This window comes from Ktedonobacteraceae bacterium, assembly GCA_035653615.1.
Taxonomy (GTDB): Bacteria; Chloroflexota; Ktedonobacteria; order Ktedonobacterales; family Ktedonobacteraceae; genus DASRBN01.
This window is the reverse complement of record DASRBN010000003.1, coordinates 100,893-119,721: the sequence shown is the minus strand read 5'-3', so window position 1 is coordinate 119,721 and position 18,829 is coordinate 100,893. Positions and strand designations below refer to the sequence as shown.

17 protein-coding genes and 1 pseudogene are annotated in these 18,829 nt (G+C 52.6%); 12 read left to right on the top strand and 6 right to left on the bottom strand.

Translation table 11 applies throughout. The annotated features are described in order from the left end of the window. Positions 1-240: 240 nt before the first annotated feature. Both VFA09_02030 and VFA09_02025 read right to left on the bottom strand, forming a co-directional pair. Positions 241-1,404 carry a pentapeptide repeat-containing protein gene (locus VFA09_02030; protein ID HZU66030.1) on the bottom strand — a complete coding sequence of 388 codons (1,164 nt, stop codon included), beginning with the start codon at positions 1,402-1,404 and terminating at the stop codon, positions 241-243. A gap of 249 nt (positions 1,405-1,653) precedes the next feature. Continuing rightward, entirely contained in the window at positions 1,654-2,121 is a 468-nt protein-coding gene (locus VFA09_02025) for an HDIG domain-containing protein (GenBank protein HZU66029.1), read from the bottom strand. 296 nt (positions 2,122-2,417) lie between these two features. Here VFA09_02025 and VFA09_02020 point away from each other — a divergent pair, with 296 nt between their 5' ends. After that, positions 2,418-2,756, top strand: coding sequence for a zinc-ribbon domain containing protein (locus VFA09_02020; protein ID HZU66028.1), 339 nt, complete (start codon positions 2,418-2,420; stop codon positions 2,754-2,756). 5 nt (positions 2,757-2,761) lie between these two features. Beyond that, positions 2,762-2,953, top strand: coding sequence for a 30S ribosomal protein S21 (gene rpsU / locus VFA09_02015; protein HZU66027.1), 192 nt, complete (start codon positions 2,762-2,764; stop codon positions 2,951-2,953). Between the two features lie 159 nt (positions 2,954-3,112). Here rpsU and VFA09_02010 read toward each other — a convergent pair whose 3' ends face one another. Next, on the bottom strand, positions 3,113-4,564 hold the full coding sequence (locus tag VFA09_02010; protein ID HZU66026.1) for a hypothetical protein: 1,452 nt from the start codon (positions 4,562-4,564) through the stop codon (positions 3,113-3,115). Between the two features lie 82 nt (positions 4,565-4,646). Then, entirely contained in the window at positions 4,647-5,498 is an 852-nt protein-coding gene (locus tag VFA09_02005; GenBank protein HZU66025.1) for an alpha/beta fold hydrolase, read from the bottom strand. A gap of 355 nt (positions 5,499-5,853) precedes the next feature. Here VFA09_02005 and VFA09_02000 point away from each other — a divergent pair, with 355 nt between their 5' ends. The 10 genes and pseudogenes from VFA09_02000 (at position 5,854) to rlmB (ending at position 16,439) form a co-directional block, all read left to right on the top strand. Then, positions 5,854-6,993 (top strand): cystathionine gamma-synthase, encoded by a 1,140-nt coding sequence (locus tag VFA09_02000; protein ID HZU66024.1) that lies wholly within the window; start codon positions 5,854-5,856, stop codon positions 6,991-6,993. Between the two features lie 380 nt (positions 6,994-7,373). Further along, positions 7,374-9,083 carry a L,D-transpeptidase gene (locus tag VFA09_01995; GenBank protein HZU66023.1) on the top strand — a complete coding sequence of 570 codons (1,710 nt, stop codon included), beginning with the start codon at positions 7,374-7,376 and terminating at the stop codon, positions 9,081-9,083. A gap of 175 nt (positions 9,084-9,258) precedes the next feature. Beyond that, on the top strand, positions 9,259-9,522 hold the full coding sequence (gene rpsT, locus VFA09_01990; GenBank protein ID HZU66022.1) for a 30S ribosomal protein S20: 264 nt from the start codon (positions 9,259-9,261) through the stop codon (positions 9,520-9,522). Between the two features lie 99 nt (positions 9,523-9,621). Then, a pseudogene (rplS, locus tag VFA09_01985) lies at positions 9,622-9,996 on the top strand (50S ribosomal protein L19). A 73-nt stretch (positions 9,997-10,069) separates the two neighbouring features. Further along, a complete protein-coding gene (locus VFA09_01980) occupies positions 10,070-10,756 on the top strand; it encodes a ribonuclease HII (protein ID HZU66021.1) in 687 nt (228 codons plus the stop codon). A 17-nt stretch (positions 10,757-10,773) separates the two neighbouring features. After that, a complete protein-coding gene (locus VFA09_01975) occupies positions 10,774-11,076 on the top strand; it encodes a hypothetical protein (GenBank protein ID HZU66020.1) in 303 nt (100 codons plus the stop codon). Between the two features lie 85 nt (positions 11,077-11,161). After that, a complete protein-coding gene (locus tag VFA09_01970) occupies positions 11,162-11,773 on the top strand; it encodes a TetR/AcrR family transcriptional regulator (GenBank protein HZU66019.1) in 612 nt (203 codons plus the stop codon). Between the two features lie 207 nt (positions 11,774-11,980). After that, complete coding sequence (locus tag VFA09_01965; GenBank protein HZU66018.1) at positions 11,981-14,290, top strand: efflux RND transporter permease subunit; 2,310 nt, start codon at positions 11,981-11,983, stop codon at positions 14,288-14,290. 369 nt (positions 14,291-14,659) lie between these two features. Then, positions 14,660-15,682: an alpha/beta hydrolase gene (locus tag VFA09_01960; protein ID HZU66017.1), complete on the top strand. Its 1,023-nt coding sequence runs from the start codon at positions 14,660-14,662 to the stop codon at positions 15,680-15,682. Positions 15,683-15,689: 7 nt separating this feature from the next. After that, complete coding sequence (gene rlmB / locus VFA09_01955) at positions 15,690-16,439, top strand: 23S rRNA (guanosine(2251)-2'-O)-methyltransferase RlmB (protein HZU66016.1); 750 nt, start codon at positions 15,690-15,692, stop codon at positions 16,437-16,439. A 204-nt stretch (positions 16,440-16,643) separates the two neighbouring features. On the opposite strand, the gene VFA09_01950 is transcribed toward rlmB, so the two are convergent. After that, positions 16,644-16,919, bottom strand: a complete 276-nt coding sequence (locus VFA09_01950) for a hypothetical protein (protein HZU66015.1) — start codon at positions 16,917-16,919, stop codon at positions 16,644-16,646. A 143-nt stretch (positions 16,920-17,062) separates the two neighbouring features. Beyond that, entirely contained in the window at positions 17,063-18,823 is a 1,761-nt protein-coding gene (locus VFA09_01945) for a proline--tRNA ligase (GenBank protein ID HZU66014.1), read from the bottom strand. Positions 18,824-18,829 lie beyond the last annotated feature (6 nt).

Here is an 18,829-nt window from a genome sequence, read left to right as displayed (position 1 = left end):
TTGCTTGCTTGAGAAAATATAAACAATATCCCAACCGCGAGTCTGATCTGTGTAGCGTAAGCCGTCCATAAGTTTTCCCTCCATCTCTGTGAGAGCAATAAAAGGGGTTGCCGACTTTCTGCCTCAGATTTCGTACAAAACGGCCACTTAATGCTTCACGGCCAGCTCACTGATTCTGAGCGTACTTCCTACCAACTCTCTCTTCACGTCACCATTATGTGTTGTAAGTGGAGGCCTTGCTTAGAAGTAGTCTTTGATATGTCTCGTTCGCAAATCCTGAGCTTTGATAAGCAGTAACTCAGCTTGCCGTTCTAAAGCCGGTCTCACAATGGCTTGCTCTAAGACTTTGACGAGGTTCGAAGGCGTATCGTAGCGGAGCGTATCCAGGACCCAGTCGTGATACCTATTCTGCAAATCGGTAAACATGGCAAAGGGCTGCTCACCTTCTTGAATGATCGGCACGAAGGGGATCATGTAATTCGGGACGGTGGCCTGTAACTCTAGCGGACTGGACTTGGGATTGGTGATATCGGCAATGATAAAGCAGGATAAGCCAGCAAGCGTGAGAATCGTTTCGGTAAAGTCACGGGCTGTGGGACGCTCAAAGTCAAAGACAATGGGCAGAAAATTGAGGGTGCGTAGTTTCTCCCGAATTGCATCCAGGACGGCTTTGCGCTCGGGCGTAAAGCGTCCAAGGATCAGAACGCCCTTTTGCCCAATGGTATTAATCACCTCACGAATTTTGTGAGTGCTGAGTAGCAGATAGATGAATTGAGCTACTTCAAGATTATCTACGGTGACCTTTGGTTGACCAAAGGGTGTAATTCTGAGATCAAGCTGTTTCGCCCCCTCTAGCTGCACATCCCAAGCAGATATTCCATGAATCCGGCAGTCTTCAATAACTGCTCGTGTTAAATTGGTCCTGTAAAGCTTTGCATATTCAAGACCAACACCAATGAGAGTCGCTTCGCTCAAGTTGGCAACGCTTAAATCAGCTTCCTTTAAGTTAGCAGGACCAATAGTTGCTTCGCTAAGATTAGCACCTGAGAGGTCAGCTCGTTCGAGGTCAACATAACGAAGATCGGCACCATTCAAGTGTGCGCCTGATAGTTTAGCGCCGCGCAAGTCAGCACCATAGAGGTTAGCCTTCTCCAAATTAGCACCACAGAGATTAGTTTGGACAAGACTAGCTCGGCTAAGATCAGCATCCTTGAGGTAGGCATCGCCGAAGATCGCCCCACTAAGATAGGTATTGCTGAAGTTGGCTGCGTAAAAATAGGTATTGTCTATACTGTAGAGGTTGATCTTACCAAGATCAGGTTTTATCTCTGAGTGTATTTTTCTCCATATATTCCAATCCTCTACGCCTTGCCTAAGAATAGCAACATGCTCTTGATTTGCCATGTAGTATCCTCCCCTGCATCATTCTTCCTGTTGTGTTCTCTCTTCAAGATTGATACAATTATATTCCATCCTCGTGACAGACGCGGCAAAAAGTAGATTACGTACTCTCTAACTTCTGAACAAAACAGGTGACAATGCAACGTCGAATAAATGCTACTTGAAGACTACTTGTGAAGTATAAAATGCCGATCGCTGAGTGAAGCACAAGCTGGCCTTGGTGGCCATGAAATCCTGCAAATCACACACCGTTTAGTGGAGCGTGGCGTATTCTTTTTGTTGTGCGGCCATGCCAAAAAGGGCGATGAGTTCGGGCAGGATGGTGGATAATTTTCTTGAGTGGCATTTGGTGGTGGGCGCGGTAGCCGTTATCATCCCCGTTACTTCGTCACAGGCATAGAGCGCGTGCGAAAGCAGATTATTACGTGGATTGGTAGCGGCATTAAGATCGTTGTGCGCCAGGATAGCATAAATAATGCGTTCGTCATAGCCACCCGCGCGCAACCAGTCCGTCGATACATGTGTGTGCTCGCGCAGGTCGGGGTATTCTTCGTAATCGCAATCGTGTAGCAGGCCTGTCATGCCCCAGAGTTCCTCGTCCTCGCCATATTTACGAGCGTAGAAACGCATGGCTGCTTCGACCGCGAGCATATGCTTCCGTAAATTTTCATTTTTTACATGGCTGGTCATTAACTGATAAGCGTCATTCCGTGTTGGCATCGTTGAATATTCTCCACTCCAGAAAGAATAGTAAGCAGGTTAATATGCCCATTATAACATAAGAGCCAAGATGCCTCTGCCACCGATGATGGCGGTTAGATCAGCTTGCGCGCCGTATCGAATTTTTCGGCGGTATGAGAAATATGTTTTAGATTCGTGCTTTTTTGGGGAAAATGTGATATACTCGTTAAACGTTGTATAGCGCATAGTTGCTCGGAATAGGGAGTCTGTCTGTTGCAAGTAATGCCATACACGAAGGATTGTTTACATTTAGACCCAGAAGTCAGGAAAGAAACATGGCATTGAGTGATCAGACCCTCTATTGTCGCGACTGCAATTCAGAATTCGTTTTTACCGTTGGCGAGCAGGAATTTTTTGCGAGCCATAATTTGACCAACGCCCCCACGCGTTGTCCGTCCTGCCGCGCTGCACGCCGCTCACAGGCCAGCGGCGGATATAGTGGCAGCCGGGGCGGCTCACACGAACCCCGCCAGATGTATACCGCCATTTGTTCCAGCTGTGGTAACGAGGCGCTGGTACCTTTCCAGCCACGCGGAGATAAGCCCGTCTATTGTAGCGATTGCTACCAGCCACAAAGGTCGGGCCGCAGTAGTGACCGTAGATCGCGCTGGTGATCGCTATGAGTGAAGTTAAAGTAAATCCAGGCGATTCGTTTGAGCAGGCGCTTAAACGCTTCAATCGTAAGGTTCAACAGGATGGAGTTCTCTCCGAGGCGCGCCGTCGCACCCATTACGAGAGTCCACAGGCACGCCGTAAGCGTAAAGCCGCAGCCCAGCGCCGCAAACAACGGCGCACTCGCCAACCAGGCTAATCAGAACCGCTATTAAAATTTCATAAGTGCGGGTATCCCGAATCGGGCAGGCACCAGGCGCTGTCCCTACAAGGGCAATCTTGCTATGACACGTTCGATCATTATCTATTGTCATAGTGTAGATGCCCTTTTTAGATTCTTGAGATGGACAATTACCGATCAGTTCAGGCCAGAACCGACAACAGCGATGATGCGAGCATAATGTCCAGGGGCCGCTATTTTGGTAAGAGCACCGGTTTGTATATCGAAGGCGTAGAGGATTCCATCACCATAGAAGGTAATAATGTGGCTGTTGAACCAGCTTCCTAGTTCGAGCAATCGATCTGTCGTAGTAGCCACAAGCACTGGCTTGCTGGCGGTGAGATGCGTACCCGAGCCACTGATCTGTACAGTGTAAATGGCGCTATGCCGGTCATAAGGCGGCTGTGAGTCGCTCGAGAACTCTACATATGCCAATGTATGCGCGTCAGGAGAAAATACCGGTGTGGTGACCCAACGATAGTCAGCGCTATTGCTCAGGCTATTCTGGGCTGGCAAAACCACATCTGTTTGCCCTAAAACTAAAGGCGAACCGCTTAATATTGCCAGGTCCAGGCTGTTGGCATAGGAAAGCGTCGCAACATCGGAAGGCACACTGTTATCGGCGGGGACAGGAGCTGCCCCTTCATTGGTCGAAAACAGCAGCACATTGCCATATGGCTCGAGGGCCAGCGGTCCCTGTTCGGAGTCCTCATCTAAAAGTGATTGTGGCTGGGCAGGCGTCGAATCGAGGTCGAGCGACCATAGGCCATATTGTACGGCTTCATGACTTCCTCGATCGTCGGTAAGCAATAGCGTGCTATCGGCATGAGAGCCTGAGCCATTCAGGAACGAGAAAATGCGGAAACAAGGACAATTCAAAGCGGATTGCCCATACACCAGCGTTGGACTCGCTATTGGGCCTGCATAGAGATCGATGGGGCCTGTGCCGTCGGTAGATTCGGTCGTCCAGGCAACCATCTTTCCATCGCTGCTGAGGGCCATCGAGGTGATGAGCTGGCCGGAAGCAATGCCGGCAATTTTCGTCGGAGTCCCACCAAAAATATCTGTCATCCACAGACCGTCTCCGGCATAGAGTATTTGACCATTGGGCGTCAGAATTGGAGGCACCGCCTCGTTATAGACGAATCCGGTTGCCGGTATCCGTTCAGAGAAATTACTACTGGTTGAGACTAAATAGAGGCCGTTTTGTTGCTCATAGATAACATAATGATCACCTGGCAACTGCAGGACAGGCAAAACAGAATTGCTCGGTGAAAAGATAGGCGCCGAAATAGTAGGTGTTATCTGCGGGCTTTGCGTTGGTACAGGTGTAGTGCCCGGTGTCTTTTTCCCGGTCGCGGTTTGGCTTGCCTGTGGCGTGGGCGAAGTGGCAGTGGCCGATTGTACAGGAGTGCTATTCGTCTGTGTCAGGCCAACAACGAGTAAGCCGGAGAACAGAAGCAGCAACACGCCAATGAGAGTAAGCAAGGAGAAAATTCCCGCTTTCGAAAACGGTGAGCCTGTATTTCCCCGCGGTTTCCCTTCTGGTGGCAGCGTTTGATCTGGTGGGTCACTCACTTGTTGTGTCAAGACTTTCTTTTTCCCCTAATGTTGTGCTACAGTCCCTGAGTATATCTGAAATACGAGCTTGTGTGAAGTCTTCCAGTACCTCTTACGCCGATTGATCCGCAGGCGAATTTTGCCGGTGCAGCTTTAACTTAGCTGCCTGGCGTTGAATAAAGGCCGATGTTTTAGAGAATACCTCTTCGTGATCATGGTCCTTCATAATAATATGATAGGAGCGATGGAAAGTGACGAGGTATTTTTCTTGCGAGCCAATGCGACGATAAATCTCATGCCCATCACGAGCCGGAACCACGTGATCGTGCAGCGCTATCATGATCAGCGCAGGTGCAGTTATTTGTGGCAGTTCCTCGCGCAGCCTGGGCAAAAACTTCAACATGCTTTCGATTGGCCGTACCGGAGTCCAATGGTAGGTGCCGCGCTTGTACCGGCGGCGTGCATCACGGTCGCGCACATCCTCATAAATCGTTGGCAGCAATGGGACAACAAATTTTGCTACGCCAATAAATGGCTTGAGTAGAGGATGCATGTAGATCGGAGCGCACATCACTACGATACCCGCTACATCCTCATGTGCTGCAATATGTAACGCCAGCGCTCCACCCAGCGAGTGCCCTACAAGAAAGACCTGGTCGCAGCGAGCTTTCAGCACGCGCAATTCATTGCTCACTGCCTGCGCCCAATCATCCCAACCAAGGGTCATCAACTCGCGCACATGGTCCATACCATGCCCCGGCAACAACATGTTGACGGCCAGCATGCCATGTTCCCGCAGGTGTTGCTCCAATTCGATCATATCGTCTTGCGTGCCGTTAAATCCATGCACAAGCAGAACACCAATTACCGGTTTGCTGGCGGGGTCTGGTGAACCATGTTGCGTTTGAGAAGTTGTCATATATTCGAGTTTCTTTGAGTACTGGACAGAGACTGACCTGCTTATAATTGTATCATAGGCAGGAGGTCGGAGGGCATAGTCTTATAATGGCCCTCGCAAACACCTGCATCTGATACTATTACGTTTTCACGGGGGCGTTAGTTGGAGAAGGGAGTAGCAGAATAAAACGAGCTTCGTTGCTTGTTTCGATTTGCAGAACTATACCTTTGTCTTTTTCAGGCACCAGGCGTGACTTCTATTCGTCTTATGAATAGAACGTTTTATGATTGAACTTCAGGGCGACCACAAGGGTACGCCCTTACAAGGATACGTTCTCGCCTGTAATCATCTCGTGGTCATAGTAAGGACGTACTCTCGTAGTCGCCCTCAGTAATCATCCAAAGTAAGGAGTAATTTTCGTATGAAGTTCGCGACAAAGGCTATTCACGCTGGGCAGGAGCCTGATCCATCGACCGGCGCGGTCATGACGCCCATTTTCCAGACCGCGACCTATGCCCAGGCAGGACTGGGTGAAAATAAAGGGTTTGAATACTCGCGCACCGATAATCCGACGCGCAGCGCATTGCAGGCATGTATCGCCGCTCTCGAAGGAGCAACATATGGGCTGGCCTTCGCGTCCGGCATGGCGGCGGAAGCAGCCGTTCTCAGCCTGCTGAGCGCGGGTGATCATATGGTGGCCTGCGACGACCTGTATGGCGGCAGCTATCGCATTTTCGAGCGCGTGATGCGTCGCTACAATGTCGAAACGAGCTATGTACCGGCAGGCGATGTTGCAGCATTTGAGAAAGCCATTCGCCCCAACACCAAAATCGCCTGGTTGGAGACACCTACCAATCCGCTCCTGCGCTTGATCGATATTCAAGCTGTCGCAGAGATCGCGCATCAACACAAATTGCTGGTCGTCGTGGATAACACGTTTGCCAGCCCATACTTTCAGCAACCACTAAAGCTGGGCGCGGACATCGTTGTACATAGCACCACAAAATATATCAATGGGCATAGCGATGTCATTGGCGGCGCGGTAGTTTTGAACAATGCGGAGGCATACGAGGCGATCAAGTTCTACCAGAACGCGGCAGGAGGAGTACCGGCGCCTTTCGATAGCTGGCTGACGCTACGCGGCATTAAGACGCTGGCGGTGCGTATGCGCCAGCACGAAGAGAACGCGCGCGCAGTTGCCAGGTTCCTGCACGAGCATCCACGCGTCGAAAAGGTCTACTACCCAGGGCTGCCCTCTCATCCCGACTATGAACTTGCCAGGCGCCAGATGAGCGGCTTCGGCGGCATGGTCTCTTTCCAATTCAAGGGAACGTATGACGATGTAACGGCAATGGTACGTCACTTCAAGGTGTTCGCGCTGGCGGAAAGCCTCGGCGGAGTGGAATCGCTTGTTTGCCATCCCGCGTCAATGACGCATGGCTCCATTCCAAAGGAAATTCGCGAAGCGCGGGGCCTCACCGATACGTTGCTGCGCCTCTCGGTGGGTATCGAAGATATTGAGGATATTATCGCGGACCTGGAGCAGGCTCTAAGCCAGTAGATTATCAAACAAAGGTAAGAATGATGAATGGCATGATGAACTTTCACGTTCAAAACTGGTCATCCGAGTGGCTCCGGCCCTGTCATTCTGAGTGAAGCGAAGAATCTGTGTCCATCGTACCAGAGATTCTTCGCTCCGCTCAGAATGACAGGGCCGGACGGGTTTTCAATGCTATGGCGTCCGGTTGTGATATGTCTCATTCATTGTGATACGTCTCATTCATCATGCCATCGCAAGTCCAACCGGGGCCTTTTGTTACGTTTGCCGCTATTAACCGATGTAATATAATAGGTAAGCGGCGTTTATACCTATATAAAATGCCTATTAATCTTTCTGTATGCATATGTATGCGACAATTTCTGAGGAGGAATGTTTTAACAATGGCATCTCTCTCCCGTCTGCGGCAGCGTCCGGGCAAAGCCGCATTTGTCATGCTAGCAGCCTTGCTTGTGATGCTTTTATTAAGTGCCTGTGGTGACCCTCAAACGCAACAGCAGGCCACTTCAAGTAAGGCCGCGCTCGACCAGAGCATAGCCAATGCGCGAAGCATCGGCGTACCCGCGGATATGCTCCAGCCAATATTGAATCAGGAAGCGCAACTAAGTCAGACCAATGCCCCTTTTGGGCTGTTCAACGGCTCATCAGTTAATGCATATTATACAAACCTGGCACAGCGCTACAGTCTGCTGAAAGTGCAGGTGAGCGGCCTGGAATTGCAAGTGACGCAGGAGTTGGACTACCAGGCTACCGTCGACCTATCCAACTTTGAAAGCGCCCTGGCCCAGCGGCAGGATCAGAACTTCGTCGAGGCGAAAATCTTTGCCACTCAACTGACCAGCGACCAGAACTTACTGGCAAAAGCCCAATATCCCAAAGATTACCTGCAGATCAGCTACAACGCTAAACGTTCCACGCAGGCGCTTCACTTGATGGGGCCTGCGTATAACGCCCTGCTATCATTGCAGCAGGTCATCCGGCAGTTACAAGCTTCGCACCTGGACGTAACGGGCCTCAAACAGCAACAGCAGAACGACCTGCAAGCCTTCCGCAATGCGACCAAACCGGAGGATTACTCGTCTTTGATCGATCAGATCAATACGCAGCTGAATGAAACGACGGTTTACTCATCGCAGGCCATTCCCTACGTAGGCGCATACAAACTGAGCGAACTCAACGCCGATATTAACTTGCTCAAGCAGTATGGTCAGAACTATAGTACGTTCCAACAGCATTATAATGCTGATAAAGCGGCGCTCGCCAACGCTAAGTCGATTACGGATTACCTGAAGTTCTCATCGCAAATTGACAGCGATCTTGCCTCAATCCAGATGCCGTTGATCGAGGGACAGGCCAGCTACCTGCTGAGCCAGTTCCATAAGGAGGTCACCAGCTGGGGCAACTCGCACCAGTACCACGATTCCTACGACGGTGGCAGCTATAACCTGGATTATGAATATGACGAGCAGGGTATAGGGTCGGATGCGGATGCCGCCTTGCAGTACGCCCAGGGCACGCAATCGATTGATGATTTCCAGTCAGCGATTGACCTGATCAACAATGATATGCTGCATCTGAAGATGATGGAGGCCGATTACAGCGACAAAACGCCGTGGAACCAGGTACACGCGACCGATATCGAGCTGATGAAGCATTACAATCTGATGTCGGGCCAGGTACTGGTGGTTTCGCTGATCGAGCAGACGCTGCGCCTGTACGATAACGGCAAGCTGGTACGTTCGTTCCTGATTACTTCTGGCCAATATGACAAGCCCTCGCCGCCTGGATTCTGGAACATTTTCTTGCGGCAGTCGCCGACAGTGTTCAAGTCGAGCGAACCCAAAGGGTCGGCATTCTGGTATCCAGATACCAAGATCAACTATGCGATGGAATATCACGATGGTGGATACTTCTTCCACGATAGCTGGTGGCGAGTGAACTATGGCCCCGGCACCAATTTCCCGCACTACGATGTGGGAGGCGATGAACAGTTTGCCGGCAATGGGAGCCACGGCTGCATCAACATGCAGGAGAATGACGCCGCCTGGTTATACGCCAACACATCCTACGGGGCAGCTGTGCTCCTGTACTAGTAATTTTTGTTTGACATATTCGTAGCCTTTCTGCTATAATCCATGGGCACTCATATGACGGAGCGACCACATGCCGGACGAATCCGCGTGCTACATGCCGGTCGCCCCTGACATAGACGTTTTTTAGATTTCGCCCGTGAGAGGGGCAGATGTTTCGGGGAGGAATAGTACTTACATGCCCAATAACCCGTCTGCGGAAAAGCGCATGCGCCAGGAGCAAAAGCGCCGCTTGCACAATCGCAGCATCAAATCACTCGTAAAGACACGTGTTACAAAAGCTCGCCAGGCTATTAATGACGAAGATGTGAATGCCGAAGCTGCTGTACGGGCAGCTGTGAGCGAGCTGGACCGCGCCGCCAAAAAGGGCGTCATTCATCGTAATAACGCTGCTCGCCGCAAATCGCGCTTGATGAAGCAGCTGAATAGCACCAAAGCATAGGTTTTAGCGCAGAAGGCTCCGCTTCACCACGGATCGGAAATGGACTTACTACTTCTATCTCTACAGGCTGAGCATGACGCGCGCAGGAGGTTGTGAAGGATGGCCGACAAACAAACAGTAACGAAGTCTGCCGGACGTGCGCTGCTGGCCGCTGTTGAAAGCGCCCAGTTGCGTAAAGATATACCAGAAATTCAGTCAGGTGATACAGTTCGCCTGCAAGTGAGGGTCGTTGAAGGGAACCGCGAACGCTTGCAGCCATTTGAGGGCGTTGTGATGCGCCTGCGTGGTGGCGGCGTGAACCGCAATTTTACCGTTCGTCGCATCACGCATGGCGTGGGTGTCGAACGCACATTTCTCCTCAATTCTCCACGTATCGAGAAGATCGAGGTCATTCGCCATGCTCGCGTGCGCCGCAAGCAGCTCTACTACCTGCGTGGGCTGACAGGGAAGGCTGCGCGCTTAAAGGAACTGCGCCCCAAGACGAGCAAAGAGATCGCAGCGAAAGAGGCTACTCGCGCCTCTAAAGCCGCCGCTCCAGTTACCGGCAGTGAGAATAACGAAGAATAGCCGACAAGAACCAACGCTCGATGAAGAAATGGCCCTGCTTGCCCAGGGCTATTCTTTTATCGCCGGACTCGATGAAGCAGGCCGCGGCTGCCTCGCCGGGCCTGTGGTAGCCGCGGCTGTTATTTTACCGCTGGAGAAGGATTGCTTTTCCCTTTTTGCCGGTACGCGCGACTCCAAGCAATTAACCGCACCAGAACGCTCTAGGCTATATGAAATCATTATGCAGCATGCTCTCACGGTTGGCATTGGCATAGGTTCTGTCGAACTGATTGACGAGTGCAATATTTTGCAGGCCACGAAGCTTGCTATGCGTACCGCACTGGCGCAATTATCTCCTGCTCCCCAGGCGCTGCTACTGGATGCGCTGCTCCTACCCGACATTCCGCTTGTGCAGCGCTCCATTATTCATGGGGACGCGTTGTGCCTCTCCATCGCGGCCGCATCGGTGATCGCCAAAGTCACACGGGATAGAATTATGCTGCAAATGCACGAACAATATCCTGAGTACGGCTTCGCCCAGCACAAGGGATATGGCACCGAAGCACACCTGGCAGCGCTACGCGAATATGGCGCTACTCCAATTCACCGTAGAAGTTTCGCGCCGGTACGGGAACTGTTTGGGCTGTTTCATCCGTTTGATAGTGAGCCAGGTGCGGTAGAGCCATAAGCCGGGCGTTTTTTCACTTGCCCTCTTTCTTCACTTCCATTTATCTCAGGCTACAAAGACAATGTCGTCGTGTCCAGTACCTGGTTCCACCGTACGCGCCTCTACTCTACACTCCGGGCTACCGTAGAAGGCAGCTTATCGTCGAAGGCCAGGCCAGCGGAGAGATCGCTTTGCGCGATCCAGACCAGCTGGTGATAGTTATTCTCTCCGCTCTTGATGGCCTATCCAGAAGAGCGTTGTACTATCCTGAGCAGTTCAAAGAGCATTTTCCAGATGCCGAAATTATCCTGAGAATATTCAAACCACAGTCAGGCTTATAGGTAATCAGCGGTTCAGCCCCTTGACTTTATCTTCCATTCATGGTATAAAATGAATGACGTTCATTCAGCATTACGAAGAGGACTTATGCCGGAGACTACTAGAGAAGATACACGTACAAAGCGCCGCGCTATCCTTGATGCCGCAGCCGAGCTTTTTGCCAGGCAAGGATACGAGAATACGACGATTGCCGATATCGCACGCGCAGCAGGTATGGCTGTAGGTACGGTCTATCTCTATTTTCATAACAAACACGAAATTTACAGCAGCGTCTCCATTGACTGGGTAGAAGCGATTGCCAGGGTTCTGCAAGACCCTGCTATTCTTGCTTTACCGATCAGGCAAGTACCACGCGCCGTCATTGAGGCCTCATTTCGCATTTGCCATGATAATCAAGTATTGATGCCGCTCTTCCAGGTCGATGTGCAATCGGCTGAGGAGATCTGGCAACACAAGCTTGCTGAGGGATCGATTACAAAGGCACTCGATGCTTTCCTGCGGCAGGCCATCGAGCAGGGTCAACTGGCGCCTTTCGATACGGAAATGTACGCCAAAATCCTGTTCGGAATGGTACATTCCATGCTTTACGAATGCTATTGCATTGAGCATGGCGAAAACGAGAAACTGTACCGTGAACGTACCATCGAGGTCGTCGAGCGGCTTTTCTTTGGGCCATCGTTGATCGTGGAATCCGAGTAATCGAGCCAGTAAAAATTTTTGCAACCCGAACCAATTTCTATCGTATTGTAAAATGTGTGCGGCGTGATGAATGAACTTCATTCATTTGAAACACACCGAACACTGTACCACAATCACAGTTGGGATGGGAGTAAATTCAAAAAATAAGCGTGAATTTGTTGGTTTTTTGAGCGTAATGAATGAACTTCATTCAGAAAGGTCAGGAACATGTTAACAAGACTTGGCGGCACATTTTATCGCGCGCGCTGGACTGTGCTCGCTATCGCTCTGCTACTTGTTGCGACAGCGGCGATCTACGGTTTCGGCGTCTTCGGTTCTCTGAAAACTGGAGGATTCGTCGACCCGGCCAGTGAGTCGTCACGGGCACAGGATGTGCTGAACACGAAGTTTCCCAACTCGTCGGCTGATGTCATCATCCTCATGAGCAGTAATACACTGCGTGCGAGCGATCCGGCTTTTACGGATGCCGCGACACAGTTGCTCGCGACATTAAAGGCAAGGGCGGAGGTTACTTCGATTACTTTCTACTATTCAACCCATAGCGCGAGTTTTCTCTCTCGCGATGGCCACGAGACGTTCGCCATTGTCCACCTGGCATCGCAGGACGAATCCACGAAGGAGAAAGAGTACAAGGCCATTGCGCCACTGATTCGCTCGCCGGAGTTACAAACGCTGGTCGGTGGGAATGTTCCGGTCAGTGTGGCGATCAATACGCAGACGAGCGCCGATCTTGAGCGGGCCGAGATGATTACATTGCCCATTGTGGTCATCTTGCTGCTGATCGTCTTTAGTGGGCTGGTAGCGGCCGCGCTGCCGCTGCTGATTGGGGGTGTGGCCATTCTGGGAGCATTCGCCGTCTTGCGCGTGCTGGCGGGCTTGACGGATGTCTCGATCTTTGCCATCCAGGTGGTCACGATGCTGGGCCTGGGACTGGCCATCGATTATTCGCTCTTCATTGTTACGCGCTTCCGCGAGGAGTTGCAAGCAGAGGAAAATGATGTACGCGGCGCGATACAGCGAACGATGGCAACCGCGGGACGTACCATCCTGTTTTCAGGTTTGACTGTCAGCACAAGCCTTTTGAGCCTGCTGCTCTTCCCTGAATTCTTCCTGCGCAGCATGGCTATGGGATCTATCGCAGCGACGCTGGTTGCGCTGTTGGCCGCTCTGACTATCCTGCCCGCGGTGCTGGCACTACTTGGAAGGGGCGTCAACGCCCTCTCAACTCAGGGATTGTTTCGTCGTAGAGCATCAAAGAGTCCTACCAGTTCCGGCGAAGCTCATGGAGCATGGTACCGACTCTCACAGGCTGTTATGCGCTGGCCCATTCCGGTCGCCCTGGTTGTCGTCGCCATCCTTGTACTGTCAGGCACACCCTTTTTACATGCTTCATTCGCGACACCTGGTGTAACCGTACTTGCGCCGGATCAACCTGCTCGCGTGGTCTCGGACCGGCTGTCAGGGGATTTTGCGCAGGAGGGATCATCGCAGCTTGAAATCGCCATTAACACTCCTGGCGATGCTCTTTCCGCCTCGAACCTGGCAAGCCTGGATGCCTATGTGCATGCAATTTCAGCCATTCCGGGAGTGATTCACGTAGAGAGCCTGGTCACGGTCGATCCATCGCTCTCGCTTGTCGATTACCAGCAGCTCTATGCGCACCCGGCGGCTAATCCACAACTGGCGACAGTGGCATCTCAACTGGCGAATGGAGATGCCACGCAGATCACCGTAGCTATGCAACCGGCTGAACGATCCGCGGCAGCGGAAGATATCGTGCGCCAGGTACGCGCCATCAAAACACCGGCAGGTTTTGTGTCGCTGGTCACCGGAGTCACTCCCGGGCAGATGGATCAGCTCGCCAGCCTGGGCGCAACGCTTCCCTACGCGCTGGCAGTAATTGCCATCGCCGTCTTCGTGCTGCTGTTCTTGATGACAGGCTCGCTGGTGATGCCGTTCAAGGCCATTATCCTGAACGTGCTTTCGCTTTCGGCCACTTTTGGTGCGCTGGTCTGGATTTTCCAGGATGGACACCTGGAAAACCTGCTGCACTTCCAGTCGCTTGGCAGCCTTGATTCGACGCAGCCGATTCTGATTTTCGCCATCGCTTTCGGTCTTTCAATGGACTATGAAGTCTTTTTGCTCAGTCGCGTGAAGGAACGCTTCGACGCTACGGGCGACAATCGAGCTGCTATTGCTTCGGGCATGCAGCGTACCGGCTGGCTCATCACGAGCGCGGCGGTGCTACTGGCGGTCGTATTAGGGGCATTTGGAACTTCCAGGATCATTTTCGTGCAGGAGATCGGTATTGGACTGGCTATCGCGGTGATTATGGACGCGACGCTGGTGCGTATGCTGCTGGTACCGGCGACAATGCGCCTGCTCGGTCAATGGAACTGGTGGGCGCCTGCTCCCTTGCGCGCCATCTGGCGCCGGGTGGGATTAAGTGAAGGCGCAGGCCATGATTTGCAAGCAACAGAGGTTGAAGATAGGGCTTTGGAGGAGGCTCGTGTCTAGGCTCTAGCGATGCCGTTTGCGGGCGCTGCCCTGATGAATTTTCACAATCACAACCGGTACGTATCGATGATCCATGTCATTCTGAGCGCAGCGAAGAATCTCCGCGGCCACGAAGGCAGATTCTTCGCTGCGCTCAGAATGACATGGCAATTTTGCAGGTGAAAATTCATTAGGGACAGCGCTTTTTTTGTGTCTTCAAAGCAACCGCACTCTATGCAACGTTTTTATCCCGGCAACGATAATTACAGCGAGATCTCAAAACATCGAAGTCAGAGGGATACCTTGCTCTTGACTTGTTCGCTTCAGTGATAGATGCTATACGCATACACATCACTCAGAAACAAGAAAGGTAGACGGCCAGGCTTTCTCATGCGAACTCAAGCTATCCGCGCAGGGATAAGGCATCTTTTCACCGGATTCGCCTTATCCTTGCTCCCTTTATTCATGGCTGGAGCAATTTATCAAGCAATTAGTCTCTTTCTAGATTCGCGTCACTATCCATCGTTGGGCAAACTGGTGGATGTTGGAGGCTACCGGCTGCATATTTACTCTTCCGGTGAGGGCAGCCCTACGGTAGTTATGGACGCGGGCCTGTGCCATACTTCACTGGTCTGGAGCCTGGTGCAGGCGAAGGTTGCCACCTTCACTCGCGTATGCATCTACGACCGCGCGGGCTATGCCTGGAGCGATCTCGGCCCTAACCCTCGCACCAGCCGCCAGATCAGTAAAGAACTGCATGCGCTGCTGAAAAATGCCAATATTCCCGGCCCATACCTCCTGGTTGGACACTCTTTTGGCGGACTGAACATGGCGGTATATGCCGGTGAGTATCCGGACGAGGTCGCGGGTCTTGTGCTGGTCGATGCCATTCCTACCACCATAGCCCGGCATAATCCTGCCGAGTTGCGCTATTTTATTCTGATGAATCGCGTCAAATTTCGTCTCTTATCGCTCATCAACCGGGCCGGTCTGATTCGTTTCTATATACGACTACGAGGAGTGGATGCGGCGCTGGATTTCGCGAGAGGTTTGCCGGCAGTGTTCCAGCCAATGGTGGTGGCCGGAAGCCTGCGTAAAACGCTGCTCGCGGCTGCCCTGGAGAGCAATTGGATGGGAGAAAGCGTCAGAATGGCGACGTCCTGCACGCGGTTCGATTTTCCGCTGGTGGTGTTTTCACACGGCAAGCCCGATATGTTCGAGGGCATGATGTCGGAACGGGAGATAGAAAAGGCCGAGGAATCCTGGCGGCAAATGCAGGCTGAGATGGCCAGGCTCTCACCGCAGGGGAAGCTGATTATCGCCGAAAATAGCGGCCATATCATCCATATCGAGCAGCCCGAACTGGTGGTTGAGGCAATTCGTGAAGTGGTTGAGCATATCAGGGAAAATTGAAGGAGTTATGATGCCTGAATATATCTGGGGGCGCAATCCCGTTTTGGAGACGCTGCATTCGCCGCGCCGGATCAAACGCATCCTGCTGGCCGAGGGACAGCGCGAGAGTTCTCCTATCGCTGCTATCCTGCAAGAAGCTGAACGCAAGCATATTCCTGTCGAAACCGTACCACGCCAGCGCCTCGATCAATTGAGCCAGGGAGCCGTACACCAGGGTTGTCTGGCAATCGTCGAAGCGCGCAAGTATGTGAGCCTGGATGAGATACTCGCCTATGCTGGTAGCAAAAATGAAGCGCCTTTCCTGCTCATCCTGGATGCGATTCAGGATGTCAACAATCTTGGCTCGCTATTGCGCACAGCTGAGGCAGTCGGCGTGCATGGGGTTGTTCTACCCCTGCATCACGCCGCGGAAATCAATGCCACAGTCGTCAAAAGCTCGGCTGGGGCGACCGAGCATCTCCTCATCGCCCAGGAGACCAACCTTACACGCACTATCGATTACCTGAAGAAACAGAATATCTGGGTCATCGGGCTGGTTGGAGAGGCCAAAACCAAATATGACCAGGCCGATCTGGCGGGTCCACTGGCGCTCGTCGTTGGTAACGAGGGCAAGGGCATCAGCCGGTTGGTGCGCGAACACTGCGACCTGCTGGTGAAGCTGCCGATGCGCGGGCAGATCAACTCGCTCAACGCGGCAGTAGCGGGTAGCATTGCACTTTACGAGGCATTCCGGCAGCGCAGCAAGCAGGGACAATGAGCGGCGCGTTACAACTCTCCGCAACATAACGTTTGTAGTATAGAATCTATTTTTGTGTGTTGTGAGAGGTTGTTTTATGTTGCCAAAAATATTTCGCTGTTTCTTTTTACTGGTATGCTGTGGCTTCTGCTTGCTGGCATTCGTTGGCATACTCATACCGCGCACCTATGCAACAGGCGCTGTCCCTGGCGGTCGTGGCTCTTTTCAATATGAAAACAAGGAAGTCAGCTCACCAATCGTAGGCTCACCTTCGCCATCCCCGTCTCCCTCACCATCTCCGTCTCCCTCACCATCCCCATCTCCGTCTCCCTCACCATCTCCATCGCCATCGCCGTCTCCGTCTCCCTCGCCATCGCCGTCTCCCTCGCCCTCACCATCGCCGACTCCGTCGCCGACGGCCACGCCTACAGCAACTCCTACGGCTACACCTACGCCAACAAATGGGACGGGTGGCAATACGAACGGCGGTGGACCTAACACGGCCCTGCTTTTCGCTATGGCAGGGTTAGGTATCATTTTGATAGTGACGGGTATCATCCTGTTTGTTTTTTATTCTAGAGAGGTATGATGGATGAGTTTTGCTTTAATCTCCCCGCCGGAGGGATTAAAGCAAAACTCATCCATCATACTCTGGCGTTTATGGACGCTGTCGCACGCCAGATTTCCTCCTTGATGGCAAGGATTGATTCTTGTAAGGAGACGATGCGAGTCTCATCACGCCTGCGCATTTTGATTTCGACGCCTCCATTTTTCAGCGAACGGCTACTGGCGACCACTCGTACCGGTATACCAAGCAGGTCAGCATCTTTCAACTTGACGCCAGCGCTCTCGGAACGGTCATCGTAGAGGATTTCGATGCCCGCAGCCAGCGCGTAGCTGTAGACATGCTCGGCCGCCATCAGATTTTCCTGTTTGTCGAGATCAAGGCCGATCAGCATGACCTGGTAGGGTGCGATGGTAATTGGCCACGTGATGCCCTTCTCGTCGTGGGATTGTTCGACCACGGCTGCCATCATGCGCCCGATACCCATACCGTAGGTACCCATCACGATTGGATGCGCTATCCCTTCCGCGTCCAGGTAGGTAACATTGAACAGGTCGCTGTACTGCGTCCCTACCTTAAAGATGTGGCCCACCTCGGTGCCGCGAACGGCCCGTAGCGTCCCACCGCAGCGCGCGCAGGTCGCACCCACATAAGCGGAGGCGATATCCTCCCATTCATCGACCCGAAAATCTAGCGGATAGTTCACATTTTTGATGTGATGATCAACGCGATTAGCTCCCGCGACAAAGTTGTTGCCCATCTTTAGCGAGGAATCGGCAATGATGAATACGCGTTCGTCTTTGCCAACCGGCGAGGTATAGCCGGCAACGATTCCGGCTTTCTCAAGCTCTTGCGGCGTTGCCAGGTGTAAATCCGCGGCATTGATGCCCGCGTGGTAGAGCGCGTTGGTCAGTTTGACTTCGTTAATCTCCAGATCGCCGCGCACAATAGCGAGTACGAGCCTGCCACCCGCGACATAGCAGACGGCTTTGATGGTCTTCGCCTCGGGAATGTGCAGGAAGTTTGCCAGGTCGCTTATGGTGGTGGTGCCGGGCGTATACACCTCCTCCAACGCCGCCTCTGGCTCTCGCGGAAGCTCGATACGTACAAACTCGGCCTTCTCGCGATTCGCGGCATAGCGACACCTGTCACATACTATGGCATCATCTTCGCCAGCCTCCGTGATGGCGATGAATTCCTGCGAATCCTTGCCGCCAATTGCGCCGCTGTCGGCCTCTATAGCGATAAACTTTAATCCGCAACGTGTAAAGGCGCGGCGATACGCCTCGGCCATGGCCTGATAGCTGAGTTCCAATCCCTCAAAATCGGCATCGAAGCTGTAGAGGTCCTTCATGATGAATTCACGATTGCGCAGCAGTCCTCCACGCGGTCGTGGCTCGTCACGAAACTTGGTGTTGATCTGGTAGATGAGCTGCGGCAGGTCGCGATAGCTGCGCACAAACTCGGCTACCAGGGAGGTGATGACCTCTTCGTGCGTCGGAGCCAGCACCATATCGCGTCCCCTGCGGTCCTTGAGCTTGAAGAGGATATCGCCCATTTTTTCGGCACGCCCAGGGTGCCCATCAGCAGGCTGTTTCTCCCACAGTTCCATCGGTTGAATGATGGGCAAAATGACCTCCTGCCCGCCGACGCGCTCCATCTCCTCACGCACAATCTCCATAATTTTGTGCATGACACGATAGCCCAGTGGCAGGTAGGTGTAGACGCCAGAGGTAAGCTGGCGTACAAAACCTGCCCGCACGAGTAGCTCCTGGTTGCCGCCTTCGCTGTCGCGGGGAGCTTCGCGCTGCGTTTTCGAGAGTAGTTCAGTTACTCGCATGACGCT